The organism is Mesotoga sp. BH458_6_3_2_1, assembly GCF_003664995.1.
Lineage (GTDB): Bacteria > Thermotogota > Thermotogae > Petrotogales > Kosmotogaceae > Mesotoga.
In genome coordinates this window covers 57,869-70,481 of sequence record NZ_JFHL01000021.1, presented here as the reverse complement: position 1 = coordinate 70,481, position 12,613 = coordinate 57,869, and the positions used below count along the sequence as shown (strand labels likewise).

General features: G+C 48.3%; 11 protein-coding genes. 9 read left to right on the top strand and 2 right to left on the bottom strand.

The genetic code is table 11. From position 1 onward, the window contains the following. The first annotated feature begins 75 nt into the window (after positions 1–75). The 5 genes from Y697_RS10385 to Y697_RS10365 all read left to right on the top strand — a co-directional run bounded on the left by Y697_RS10385 (position 76) and on the right by Y697_RS10365 (position 5,031). Positions 76–1,134 carry a nitronate monooxygenase family protein gene (locus Y697_RS10385; protein ID WP_121551548.1) on the top strand — a complete coding sequence of 353 codons (1,059 nt, stop codon included), beginning with the start codon at positions 76–78 and terminating at the stop codon, positions 1,132–1,134. A gap of 70 nt (positions 1,135–1,204) precedes the next feature. Then, positions 1,205–1,837 carry a corrinoid protein gene (locus Y697_RS10380; protein WP_121551547.1) on the top strand — a complete coding sequence of 211 codons (633 nt, stop codon included), beginning with the start codon at positions 1,205–1,207 and terminating at the stop codon, positions 1,835–1,837. A gap of 222 nt (positions 1,838–2,059) precedes the next feature. After that, positions 2,060–3,304 carry a DNA recombination protein RmuC gene (locus Y697_RS10375; RefSeq protein WP_121551546.1) on the top strand — a complete coding sequence of 415 codons (1,245 nt, stop codon included), beginning with the start codon at positions 2,060–2,062 and terminating at the stop codon, positions 3,302–3,304. A gap of 270 nt (positions 3,305–3,574) precedes the next feature. Next, positions 3,575–4,270: a queuosine precursor transporter gene (locus tag Y697_RS10370; protein WP_121551545.1), complete on the top strand. Its 696-nt coding sequence runs from the start codon at positions 3,575–3,577 to the stop codon at positions 4,268–4,270. 191 nt (positions 4,271–4,461) lie between these two features. Then, a complete protein-coding gene (locus Y697_RS10365) occupies positions 4,462–5,031 on the top strand; it encodes a DNA polymerase ligase N-terminal domain-containing protein (RefSeq protein ID WP_121551544.1) in 570 nt (189 codons plus the stop codon). A gap of 156 nt (positions 5,032–5,187) precedes the next feature. Here Y697_RS10365 and Y697_RS10360 read toward each other — a convergent pair whose 3' ends face one another. Beyond that, the gene (locus tag Y697_RS10360) at positions 5,188–5,628 is read right to left on the bottom strand and encodes a YbaN family protein (RefSeq protein ID WP_121551543.1); all 441 of its coding nucleotides are present in this window, start codon (positions 5,626–5,628) and stop codon (positions 5,188–5,190) included. A 31-nt stretch (positions 5,629–5,659) separates the two neighbouring features. Beyond that, complete coding sequence (locus Y697_RS10355; protein ID WP_121551542.1) at positions 5,660–7,132, bottom strand: catalase; 1,473 nt, start codon at positions 7,130–7,132, stop codon at positions 5,660–5,662. Positions 7,133–7,467: 335 nt separating this feature from the next. Here Y697_RS10355 and Y697_RS10350 point away from each other — a divergent pair, with 335 nt between their 5' ends. From Y697_RS10350 to Y697_RS10335, 4 genes are all read left to right on the top strand, one after another. After that, positions 7,468–8,301, top strand: coding sequence for a sulfide/dihydroorotate dehydrogenase-like FAD/NAD-binding protein (locus Y697_RS10350; protein WP_014730000.1), 834 nt, complete (start codon positions 7,468–7,470; stop codon positions 8,299–8,301). Continuing rightward, positions 8,294–9,673 carry an NADPH-dependent glutamate synthase gene (gene gltA, locus Y697_RS10345; RefSeq protein WP_121551678.1) on the top strand — a complete coding sequence of 460 codons (1,380 nt, stop codon included), beginning with the start codon at positions 8,294–8,296 and terminating at the stop codon, positions 9,671–9,673. Before Y697_RS10350 ends, gltA begins: the two co-directional genes overlap by 8 nt. Before the next feature lie 458 nt (positions 9,674–10,131). Next, a complete protein-coding gene (locus Y697_RS10340; RefSeq protein ID WP_183083788.1) occupies positions 10,132–11,256 on the top strand; it encodes an ROK family transcriptional regulator in 1,125 nt (374 codons plus the stop codon). Between the two features lie 27 nt (positions 11,257–11,283). Beyond that, complete coding sequence (locus Y697_RS10335) at positions 11,284–12,540, top strand: ABC transporter substrate-binding protein (RefSeq protein ID WP_121551540.1); 1,257 nt, start codon at positions 11,284–11,286, stop codon at positions 12,538–12,540. Positions 12,541–12,613 lie beyond the last annotated feature (73 nt).

The following is a 12,613-nucleotide window of genomic DNA, read 5'->3' as shown; positions in this document are numbered from 1 at the left end:
AAGTAGAATAGTTTGGTCATCAAATTAGGTTATTATGAATCATGCACACTTTAGGCATCGAGAGGATGTGACGACATAGAAGTCTTCAAGATAAAGAATCATGAAACATCGCTTCCGCTAATTCAGGGAGGAATGGCCGTAGGAATATCTCTGGACAACCTGGCCGCTTCCGTTGCTAATGAAGGTGGAATAGGGGTCATTGGAACGGCAGGTATAGGTATGACGGTTGAAGGTTACAGAAGCAACTTCAGGCAGGCAAGCATCGATGGCCTCAGGAATACCATAAGAAGGGCAAGGGAGAAGACAAAAGGGGTTTTGGGAGTCAACATAATGGTGGCCCTCACAAACTACGCAGAGATGGTGGCAACGGCCGTGAAGGAGAAGATAGACGTGATCGTCTCAGGCGCAGGACTGCCTCTAGATCTTCCCTCTTATCTCGAAGAAGGATCGGAGACGGCCATCATTCCTGTGGTCTCATCTCTGAAATCCGCGACCGTAATATTCAAGAGATGGTTTGGCAGGTACAGATACGTCCCCGACGGCTTCGTTGTGGAGGGACCTAAGGCGGGCGGCCACCTCGGATACAGAGTCGAGGAGATTTTTTCCGAAGAGAGTTCGCTGGAGAAGACGTTACCTGAAATTAGAAAGTTTGTTGATAGAGTAAAACTTGATACTGGGAAGAATATACCTGTTATAGCTGCCGGGGGCATATTTGACAGAGATGATGTCGAGAGAGTCTTCAAGCTGGGAGCTTCTGCTGTTCAAGTGGGAACGGCCTTTGTTGCCACGGAAGAGTGCGATGCAGACTACAGGTTCAAGCAGGCATTTGTCGATGCGCGCAGCGAAGATGTCACGATAATCAAGAGTCCCGTGGGAATGCCAGGAAGAGCAATCAGGAACAAGTTCATAGAGGATGTCGAAAATGGTAAAAGAAAGCCCTTCAAGTGCGCCTATCAATGCATAAAGACATGTAATTATAAAGAAGCGCCTTACTGCATTGCGGAGGCACTATTGAATGCCTGCAAGGGAGATCTGGAAAACGGGTTCGCCTTCTGCGGAAGCGAGGTCCACAGAATAAGCGGCGTCACTACCGTGAAAAAGGTAATAGATAGACTCTTTGGAGAAAGGCGTTGAAGAAATCTTTCGGATTTACGTTTTTTATGCCTTGCTCTTTGAATATTGAAAACTGTACGGGAGGTTGAAGATGGAAAGTCTGGAGAAGATAAGGAAGGCGATAATCGAGACAATGCCGGCAGAGGCAAAGGTAGCCACTGAAGAGGCTCTCGCGGAAGGACTCAGCGCGAAGGAAATCCTTGATGGTGCGCTTATCCCGGGTATGGACGAAGTCGGGAAGCTCTTCAGGGAGGGCGAGTATTTCGTTCCCGAGGTCCTTGTTGCCGCAAAAGCGATGAACCAGTGTATGGACCTTATAGAGCCGCTTCTTGTAAGCGGAGGGGTCAAGAAGATCGGGAAGGTAGTCGCCGGTACCATAGAAGGAGATCTCCATGATATTGGAAAGAACCTCGTCTGCATGATGCTCAAGGGAGCGGGCTTCGAGATAATCGATCTAGGTGTCGATGTGAAGCCCGAAGAGTTCGTTGAGGCAGCCAAGGGTGCGAAGCCCGATATTCTTGTGATTTCAGCCCTGTTGACAACCACCATGCTGAATATGCCCAGAGTGATTGAAGAACTTAAGAAGGCAGGAATTCGTGACGATGTGAAGGTCTTGATAGGCGGGGCCCCTGTCAGCCAGACCTATGCCGAAGAAATCGGGGCAGACGGCTATTCTCCAGACAGCTCGGCAGCAGTCGAACTGGCAAGAAGACTCGTCTCTTGATTGATTCACTGGTTATTTGTGTCGATGGGGATCGGCGTTTAACCTCTGGAGAAGACGAAAAACATGAATGATTTCCCGCTCAATCTCTTTCAAGCTTCATAGCCTGTTTTGACGGCAGCGAGACGAATTGTTATAATATTTAGGTATTCATTCGTTTATTTGTTTTGTATGGTTTTTATTTGATGGCGGATAGACCGTCTCGTTACGGATGGAGGGTTAAGTATGCTTATCGCCCTGATAATTCTGTCGATAGTTACACTGATCTCCTTTCTCTTCGCGATTGCATCAGTTAGAAGATTATCCCGGAGCATCAAGAAGAATCAGGAGCTACAGCTAAGCCTTAAGGATCTCGAAAGGGATGTCTCGGATAGAGATGAGAAGCTCGAGTGGCTGACTTCTGCGAAGGAGGAACTTGAATCAACTTTTAAAGCGATTTCCTCGGACGTTTTGAATTCCAGTACTGAAAACTTCATTCGACAGGCAAACGACAAGTTCTCTGGCCTTCTGAAACTCCAGAAAGAAGACTGGGGAAGCCAGAAAAAGGATTTCGAGAGCCTTGTCAGCCCTGTAAGAGACAATCTCGAAAAGCTCGAGAAAAATGTTAAAGAGCTTGAATCGAAAAGGGAAGGAGCTTATAAAGCTCTTGAAGAACAGCTGAAGATGCTTTCCGAAGCCAACACCGACCTCAGACAGGGCGTAACGGATCTCAAGAGCGCCTTGAGGAACAGATCGACACGCGGCCGTTGGGGCGAGATAGAGCTTCGACGCATTGTTGAGCTCAGTGGGATGACCGAACATGTTGACTTTGTGGAACAGGAGTCTATCGATAACGGTAGACCGGACATGATAGTGAAGCTGCCCAATAACGCCTTCATTCCCGTTGATGCCAAAGTGCCGCTGGACAGTTATTTGACCGCGCTGGAAGAAGAAGACGAATCTCTTAGAAAGCATCTCATGGGTAACTACGCGAAGAATGTCCGCGATACGGTCAACAGGCTTGCCGGCAAGAAATACTCTGAGGCCTTCAGTAGAACGGCCGATTTCGTTGTCATGTTCGTTCCTCTGGAGTCGGCAATCAACGCCGCTTTTCTCGCAGATCCTGAACTTTTCGAATATGCTGTTTCAAGAAAGGTTTTGATCGCCTCTCCTGTAAATCTCGTTGCTTTGCTAAAGTCCGTCGCATATGGATGGCAGCAGTACAGTCTTACAGAAAATGCCGAGCGTCTCGTTCAAGCCTCTAAGGAACTTTATGAGAGATTTGGGGTCTTTTTTTCCCATTACAGCAGATTGCAGGGCCATCTCAAAAACGCCGTAAGGGCCTACAATGACGGTGTGGGCTCTTTCGAAAGCAGGCTGCTCCCAAAAGTCAGGGAGATAGAAGCACTTGCCGAGGTAAACGAAAAACTGGAAGAGATCGAGGAGATCTCCGACGAACCGAGATCAACGAATCTTGCCAGCCGCGATTGAACTGCTCATCCCAAAGCTCCGTATAGACTGTAAGCAGGAATATACAGGAAAGCGCGAAATTCTCATGGTAACGGTGTTTTCTTGACGCCCCGTCCGGCCTAGTTGCAGTGACCTCTTTCCGCTTCTAATTGTGCTTTTTTCTTCTATTATCAGATGCAATTCCATATGAGATCAAACGAAACATCCAGGAGTGGTTTGAAGGGCTTTTATACGATAAAATGCGAAAGGGAACTTCTAAGTTTCCAAGATCATATGAAGAAGGAGATATAGATGAATGAGATTCTCTGGTTTGTGATGCTGGTAGTGAACTTCGCTTTGATTACCATAGCATACAGATGGTGGGGAAAGACGGGCCTTTACGTATGGGTAGCTATTGCCGCGATAATAGCTAACGTTCAGGTTATAAAGACAGTCTCTCTCTTCTGGATGGCCGCCACGCTCGGGAATATCGTATATGCGACCTCTTTTCTCGCTACAGACATCCTATCGGAAAACCACGGAAAGAAAGAGGCCAGGAAGGCGGTCTATATCGGATTCTTCTCTCTAATATCCGTTACGGTGATAATGCAGATTGCGCTCGCCTTCGAGCCCCACCCTTCGGACTTTTCTCAAGAACACCTTTCTGTGGCATTTGGTCTCCTTCCCCGTATAGCTCTTGCGAGCCTTGCCGCATACTGGTGTTCTCAGCTGCACGACGTCTGGGCATACGACTTCTGGAAGAAGAGGTTCCCCGAGAAACGGCACATCTGGATAAGGAACAACGCGAGTACAATGATCTCGCAATTGATAGATACGGCTGTCTTCACTGTCATAGCCTTTGCGGGAGTCTTTTCGGCAGGTGTCTGGTGGCAGATATTCTGGTCCACTTATATTCTGAAATGGGTCGTTGCCGTTCTAGACACACCGTTCATCTATCTCGCCAGAAAGATGAAAGACGACGGGAAGATCAGAGATCTTGTTCCATAACCCTTATCATAGGCTGAAAATACTAAAAGCACGAATTGTTGAAGCTTCGGTTTTTGGAAAACAGCCGATCTCCGGCTGGTATAATTAAGCCGAATATCCTCTGTTCAATGGTGTGGTACTTCAGCTTTCACATACGTTGCCATGTCAGGAGGTGAACAGTTAAAGAAAGAGAAGAGAAACTAGATAAATACGTGGAAAAGAGAGATTTCAGCAAGACATCGGAACCGGACGGAAGAGAGGCCTCTATTGAATGGTCAAATGAGAGGCCAGTATTCATCATTCAGAAGCATGCTGCTTCGAGGCTTCACTACGATTTCAGAATAGAAGTCGATGGAGTTCTCAAGTCATGGGCCGTTCCAAAAGGTCCTTCAACCGATCCATCGGAAAAGAGGCTCGCCGTTCCAACGGAAGACCATCCCCTTGAATACGGAGACTTCGAAGGGAATATCCCCGAAGGCGAGTATGGAGGAGGCACGGTCCTTCTATGGGACCGGGGAAGCTACAGAAATCTGAAGGAAGACCCTGAATCGAATCCTCTGTCGAAGCAGATAGAAGACGGGCATATCACGATATGGCTCGAAGGCCGTAAACTTAGAGGCGGGTATGCTCTCATAAGAACCGGTAAAGGCAGCAAAGCCAGATGGCTTCTAGTGAAGATGAATGACGAAGAGGCCGATGCGCGGAGAAATCCGACAGCCACCGAACCGGATTCGGTAAAGACCGGTAGAACTCTCGAAGAGATTCGTGATTCCGGAGAGTAATGCTGATTTGAAAGACCGTAATGCTGATTTGAAAGACCCTCGTTATCTGGAAGTTGATCAGACAGTATATGCCTGCCCTATCTTGAAGACCCGAAAAGTCTTCAAATCTCTCGAAGACCTTTCAAATTGAAAAAACAACGGCTATCTGGAGTTGCCTCAGTCATTTGAGCCGGGGTATTTGTCGATAATCTCTGGATTCTTTAGGCCCTCCCTAACTTTTTCAAGCATCTCGGCTGTCAGTATCTTCAGTTTCAATAGATGAATGGATACGGCTACGCCAACTCCGACGAGGATAAGCGTGACGGCAGTATTGGATATCAGTATCATTGTCAAAGTGAGAGTAGACCAAAGCAATAGAAGCGCAAGGTTCCTCGCTCTCCTCCTGACGGCTCTGAAATGGAGATAGCTGTAGATATATGCGCCGAAGAGCCTGTGACTGATCAACCATCTATATAGCTTTTTAGAGCTCCTCAAATAGCAAAATGCCGCCAACAGCAAAAAGGGTGTTGTTGGCAGCAAAGGAAGAATTATTCCCGTTATTCCAAGAAAGAGGGACAGAGATCCTGCAATTAAGAGCAGAATCCTTTTCAGTCTCACGAGTTGCCTCTCATATAACCAAATTTGTTGCTTATTGCTCTACTTCATTCAGAGAGATACCGAGCGCCTTCGCTACACCTGCTCCATAAGCTGGGTCGGCCTTTAGACAGTTTCCGATGTGTCTTATCTTTATTTCCTTAGGAGCGTCGCCCATGTTTCTTGCCGTGTTTTCAAAGAGGACCTGCTGCTGTTCGGGAGTCATCAGGTTAAAAAGCTTACCTGGCTGAGTGTAATAATCATCGTCGTCCTCTCTGAAATTCCAGTTGTCTGCCGCACCGGAAAGCTTCAGAGGCGGTTCCTTGAATTCCGGCTGTTCTACCCAGGCGCCGTAGCTGTTGGGCTCATAACCCAGAGTGCTTCCAGCATTGTCGTCCACCCTCATCTGACCGTCACGGTGATAGCTGTTGTAAGGATTTCGTGGTCTGTTTACGGGAATCTGATCGTGATTGACTCCCAGTCGATATCGCTGGGCGTCGCCGTAGGAAAATAGCCTTCCCTGCAGCATCTTGTCCGGTGAGAAGCCTATGCCGGGAACGATATGCGCCGGATTGAACGCGGCCTGTTCGACGTCGAGGTAGTAGTTCTCGGGATTCTTGTTCAGCTCGAAGTAACCAACCTCTATCAACGGGAACTCTCCCTTGTACCAAACCTTTGTAAGATCGAAGGGATTGTAGGGCATCTTTTCGGCCTGTTCAAGAGTCATTACCTGAATGTACATGGTCCATCTTGGGAAGTCGCCCCTTTCGATGCTTTCGAATAGATCGCGCTGGTGGCTTTCGCGGTCCTTTGCGATTATTGCCTCGGCTTCGGCATCGGTTAGATTCTTGATACCCTGCTGTGTCTTGAAGTGGAACTTCACCCAGACTCTTTCATTTTCGGCGTTTATCATGCTGAAGGTATGGCTACCGTAACCGTTCATGTGTCTGTAGGAGTAAGGTATTCCCCTGTCACTCATCGTAATGGTGACCTGATGAAGCGCTTCTGGAAGTGATGTCCAGAAATCCCAGTTGTTCTTCGCACTTCTCATGTTTGTTTTCGGATCTCTCTTGATCGCGTGGTTTAGATCGGGGAATTTCAGAGGGTCTCTAAGGAAAAAGACGGGTGTGTTGTTGCCGACGAGATCCCAGTTCCCTTCTTCCGTATAGAACTTCATCGCGAAACCTCTGATGTCCCTCTCGGCATCGGCGGCGCCTCTCTCCCCTGCAACCGTGGAGAACCTCACAAACATGTCCGTCTTCTTGCCAATTTCCGAGAAGAGCTTCGCCTTCGTGTACTTCGTTATGTCGTGGGTTACGGTGAATGTCCCGAAGGCACCGGAGCCCTTTGCGTGCATTCTCCGTTCGGGTATTACTTCTCTGTCGAAGTGGGCGAGTTTTTCGAGATACCAGACGTCCTGAAGCAACATCGGTCCACGGGGACCGGCAGTCATTGAATTCTGATTGTCTACTACTGGAGCTCCTGCTTCAGTAGTAAGTTTGCCTTCCTTCTTTGGATCTTTTTCCATATTCTCCTCCTGTCTCGATGGTCCCGAGAAGCGGACATCGTTGGGTCGGCTTCCAATTAGGTTCTCGGCAATCTAGTGAATAAGTTTGTGAAGTACAATCCCGGCTCACAATTAATGAAAACGCTGTATTGAAAAAAAGAGTTTGATCGAAGAGACAAGACTGTAAAACTTCTTACTACTTTAAATGATTCTAACATGATATTATGCCGACTTCTTCTAAGGGAAGAAGAGCTGACAGTTCAATTACTGGATCACCCCGCTTCAGAGATGTGGTTAGGTTTAATAACTTCTATATTGTGATCAGGATTCTGCTATCATTAAAATGAGGTGATTGAATGTACGCAGTTCTCTCGAAGAAAAGAATCGCTCCCGATACGTATGATATCTGGCTTTCTCATCCAGATATCTACAGATATGCAAAACCCGGTCAGTTCCTGATAATAAGGATAGACGAGTTTGGTGAGAGGATTCCTCTCACGATAGCATCGGCAGAAAAAGACAGGGTAAGGGTAATAGTGAAGGCCGTTGGGAAAAGCACCTATAAACTTTGTGCAATGAACGAGGGAGAATCCGTAAGCGATATAGTTGGTCCTCTTGGAAATCCCAGTGAGATCGAGAAACTTGGAACGGTCTGTGTTGTTGGCGGAGGAGTGGGAATAGCTCCTTTGTTTCCTGTTGCAAGGGCGCTTAAAGCTGCCGGAAACGAGGTAATCGGTATACTGGGTGCGGCTAACAAAGATCATCTGATCATGGTGGACGAGTTCAGGCCCTTTCTTGACAGGCTTTACCTCTCTACAGATGACGGCTCTGCGGGAATCAAGGGAACCGTAACGAACCCCCTCAAAGAAGTAATAGCAGATTATTCACCGGTCACGATATGGGCAATCGGTCCGATGGTAATGATGAAGTTCGTCTCTCTTCTCGCTTCCCAGAATGACATACCTTGCTGGGTGTCTCTCAATCCGATAATGGTGGACGGCACGGGAATGTGCGGCGCCTGCAGGGCCGAGGTTGGAGGCGAGATGAAGTTCGCCTGCGTTCATGGACCGGAGTTTGACGGCAGATTGGTCAACTGGGACGAGCTGATCAAGAGGCAGTATCAGTACAGGGAAGAGGAACGGGTTGCTCTTGAGAAATACGTACGTGAATTGGGTGAGAAGGATGGCTGAGAAGTTCAAAGTAAGAATGAGGGAGCTCGACCCTTCGGAGAGAGTCAACAGCTTCGAGGAGGTTGCCCTTGGATACACAAAGGAAGAGGCAATCGCGGAGGCAAAAAGATGTCTACAGTGCAAACACAAACCATGTGTGAGCGGCTGCCCCGTTGGAATAGATATTCCCGGTTTTATCAAGGCCCTTAGAGAGGATGACATTGAGAAGAGCACGAGGATTTTGAAAGATGCGAACAACCTTCCGGCCATCTGTGGACGAGTCTGCCCTCAGGAGAAGCAGTGCGAACTGGCCTGCGTAGTGGGAAAGATTCCCGGCAGTGAACCCGTAGCAATCGGGAGGCTGGAGAGATTCGTCGCCGATCAGAATATCTCTCTAGAGACTGCTGTAAAGCCGTCCGCAAACAAGAGAGTTGCAGTAATCGGTGCGGGTCCTGCCGGATTGACGGCCGCCGCCGATCTCGCGAAAGAGGGTTTTTCTGTTACAGTCTTCGAGGCCTTCCATACGGCGGGAGGCGTGCTTGTTTATGGCATCCCCGAATTCAGGCTTCCCAAAGAGATTGTTGCAAAGGAAGTCGAATTTGTGAAGAGCCTGGGAGTTGAATTCCGTTTCAATCAGATCATCGGCCGAACGATTCCATTCGAAGAGATCAAGAACGAATATGATGCCGTCTTCATAGGTATCGGCGCAGGCGCGCCGAGATTCATGGGAATACCTGGATCGAATCATAACAACATATTTTCCTCTTCCGAATATCTCACGAGGACAAACCTGATGAAGGCCTACCTTTTTCCGTTGTACGATACGCCAGTAAAGATAAAGGACAGAGTGGCCGTGATTGGAGCCGGAAATGTGACGATGGACGCTGCAAGAACGGTGAAGAGGCTCGGAGCCAAAGAGGTCCATGTGGTTTACAGGAGAAGCGAAGAAGAGATGCCTGCGAGAATAGAGGAGTATCACCATGCCGTAGAAGAGGGAATCATATTCCACTGGCTGACCCTTCCCGTTGAGTATATAGGTGATATAAACAACAACGTCACGGGGATGAAGTGCGTGAAGATGACTCTTGGAGAACCCGACGATTCGGGAAGAAGAAGACCGATACAGATCGAAGGATCGGAATTTGTCATGGAAGTGGACATGGTCATAGAAGCAATCGGTCAGACTCCAAATGCCATTTTGAAGGCCGGTTTCCCGGCGGTAAGGCTGAACAAGTGGGGCAGTATCGATGCCGATGAAGCAAGCGGCAGAGTCGACGAAGGTATCTACGCCGGTGGAGACATCGTTACGGGTTCTGCAACTGTAATCGAAGCGATGGGGGCCGGCAAACGCTCGGCAAGGGCAATCAAGTCATACTTATTGCGCAAGGGGTAGGTTTCAGCACCGCAATGATATTTTGGTAGAAATAATCTAATAGTATTCCAAAACAAAAAGACAACGGCCCTCCTGGATTTGTTATGAACAATTGCTCTTCATTCTTCTGAGAAAGTTTCGCCTGCTTTTAGGTGATCTGCCTTTTTTCTGTTCAGATCAAGTCTCGATTTTTCTAATAAATTAGACGCTTCATCCCGAAATTTCCATTGATCATGAAGGATGCTCTTGTCGAGTATCTCGGCTTTATGCGGCTTTCCAAACTCATGAACTCAGTTTCAGCCCCCTCTTTTATAGTATCTTATCCCTCAATAGACTTACTGAGATGCGATCCCGCCCGATGAACTTCCTTTATTGCGCGATGTTTAATCCATACTACCCAAAAGAGTGTTTTCGAAAAGACCGCCGAGTTTGTTAGAATAATTTAGGTTCAGAAACTAACTAATATGGAGGGACATTCATTGTCATTTACTGAGAGAAGATCAGCGGGAGTTCCTTCCGAACTTAGAGAGAGGAATTTGAAGACAATCATAGACGTAGTGTTTAGATATCAGCCGGTATCGAGAACAAATATCGCGAAATTGACCGGGATAAGCAAACCGACAGTGAGCAAGCTTGTGGGATTACTAATGAGCGAAAATTACATTGTGAAGACGGGTAAGACCTCTTCGGGGCTTGGCAAGAGGCAGGAGCTTCTTTCATTCAATCCCGAGAAGGCCTTCGTCATTTCCGTAGATGTTGGACTGGCGACAACGATCGTAGCAAAGGTAGATCTTTCGATGAAGATGACGAACAAGTGTGAGATAAAGACATCAGAGAGTCCCGAGAGATTCGCCTGCGAACTGGTGGACTGTCTTTCAGATTTCTGCGGAGCAGGGAAAGAATCGCCTGCCTCGGTGGTAATCTCCGTCCCCGGACTCGTTAGAAGCGATCTCAGAACTGCTATAAACGTCCCGTTGCTCCACTGGACCGATCTCCCTCTCGCGGAACTCGTTGAGGAAAGGCTCAGGCTGAACGGTATTGTCTGCGGAGTTTCGATAAACAACGATGCCAAACTGGGAGTTCTTGCCGAAGTTGCACTGAACAAGGCCATTCCCGACAGTTTTTCCAACATTGTCTATGTTTTAGTGAAGGAAGGTGTTGGGGTCGGTCTTTACATCAATGGAAGTCTATACGTGGGAAGCAATCACATTGCGGGCGAGTTTGGCCACATGTCAATAGATCCCAAAGGCCCGGAATGCTCGTGCGGAAGAAGAGGCTGCTGGCTGACGATGGTCGGCTCTAGAGAACTGGACGGCTTCGTCCGCGAAAATCGGCTGGAGGATTATATTGAGCTGTTCTCGGTCGGCCTCATGAATATTGTAAACGGTCTCGACCCCAATCTAGTGGTCATCAGCGGCGCACTTGAGCAGTACTGGGAAAGGGTGTTGCCGTCTTTGAGAGCGAAGCTGAAAAGCATTGCTCTCTTCGATCAATCCTCTATGGAAATTATGAAATCAGCTCTCGACGACAGAGAGGGGCCCATCTTCGGGGGAGCGTTAATGGTTTTGAGAAAGTATCTAGACATAGAAACGGGCGTCTTATAGCCCGAATTTAAAGAGAGGTGATGACAGTTGAAACGTGGAGTAGTGCTCTTGACGGTACTGTGTTTGCTCTTTGCCGGGGCAACGGCTCTCGGCAGCTCTCCAAACGAGTTGGTTGTTTACCACTGGTGGACTGCCGGTGGAGAGAAAGAGGCAATTGATGCACTCTTCGAAGTATTCATCGATGAGCACCCTGAGTATTCTATTGTTCAGAACCCGGTAGCGGGAGGCGGTGGCGGTATTCTCCGAGCGCAGATCAAGACGATGATCATGGCCGGAAATCCACCTGACACTTTCCAGATTACTTACGGACACGGTATGATAAGCTCTTTCGTCAGTGTTCTCCAACCCATCGATGATCTGATCAAGGGTTACAACATCCCCGAAGACGTCTATGAATGGGGAAGAGTCGATGGAGTTATGTACGGGGTACCGCTAAACCTGATGCAGAACAACTGCCTCTGGTACAATGTCGATCTCGTCGAAGAGCTCGGGATCGAGATGCCAATCAAGAGTCTTGACGAATTCCTCGGAGTCTGTGCGAGAGTGAAGGCCGAAGGCTACGTACCTCTAGCAGTTGGTGCGGGAATGGGACAGCAGTTCTGGCTTGGAACCCTTTTCGAAGCCGTGAACAGCGCCCTATCCGGCGGAGGCGCGGACTTCTTCGTCGATTATTATGCAGGCAAGACGACGCCTTCCGAATCCGAAGTTTTCATTGATACGCTGAAAGTTCTCAGAGCCCTTATCGTTAATGGATTCGTCAATGATGACTGGTCGGCTCTAACTTGGGACCAGGCTTCCGATCTTATGGCTACTGGAAAGGCCGTCTTCTACATCATGGGAGACTGGGCAAAGGGTCATTTCACTTCAATGAACATGGTTCCCAACGTAGATTTCGGTTATCAGCCCTTCCCTGGAACGGATCACGTATTCATCGGACATGCAGACTGTTTTGTTCTTCCGATAGGTGTTGACAGAAAGGTCGCCAAGGACTGGATACAATTCCTGACGACAGTCAAAGCGGCAAATACGTTCTGCCCCATCAAAGGAGCGGCACCGTTTGTTCTCGACGCTCCTCTCGATGTCTATGATGACATTACAAAGGAGATCCTTGGCTACTTCCGTGATGACGGAGTTGCGAAAGTGCTCTCCCAGTTTGGAGCACCGCCCGAATCGTATCTCGACGTTTTCGGAACGGCCTTTAGTGAGTACTTCAATTCACCTGAGATCAACGAGAACACACTTGGCAATTTCGATTACGCTTACGAAGAGGTTTTCCTGTTCTAAAACAGACCGGCAGGTGTAAGGGCACCTGCCGGCCGTTCGCGCTCAAATGTTTTTCGAAACCAAGGAGTTGGAT

Bases quoted from the DNA above. Each gene is read 5' to 3' on its own strand.
- Y697_RS10380 (WP_121551547.1), top strand. From the start codon at position 1,205: ATGGAAAGTCTGGAGAAGATAAGGAAGGCGATAATCGAGACAATGCCG.
- Y697_RS10375 (WP_121551546.1), top strand. From the start codon at position 2,060: ATGCTTATCGCCCTGATAATTCTGTCGATAGTTACACTGATCTCCTTT.
- Y697_RS10370 (WP_121551545.1), top strand. From the start codon at position 3,575: ATGAATGAGATTCTCTGGTTTGTGATGCTGGTAGTGAACTTCGCTTTG.
- Y697_RS10355 (WP_121551542.1), bottom strand. From the start codon at position 7,132: ATGGAAAAAGATCCAAAGAAGGAAGGCAAACTTACTACTGAAGCAGGA.
- Y697_RS10350 (WP_014730000.1), top strand. From the start codon at position 7,468: ATGTACGCAGTTCTCTCGAAGAAAAGAATCGCTCCCGATACGTATGAT.
- gltA (WP_121551678.1), top strand. From the start codon at position 8,294: ATGGCTGAGAAGTTCAAAGTAAGAATGAGGGAGCTCGACCCTTCGGAG.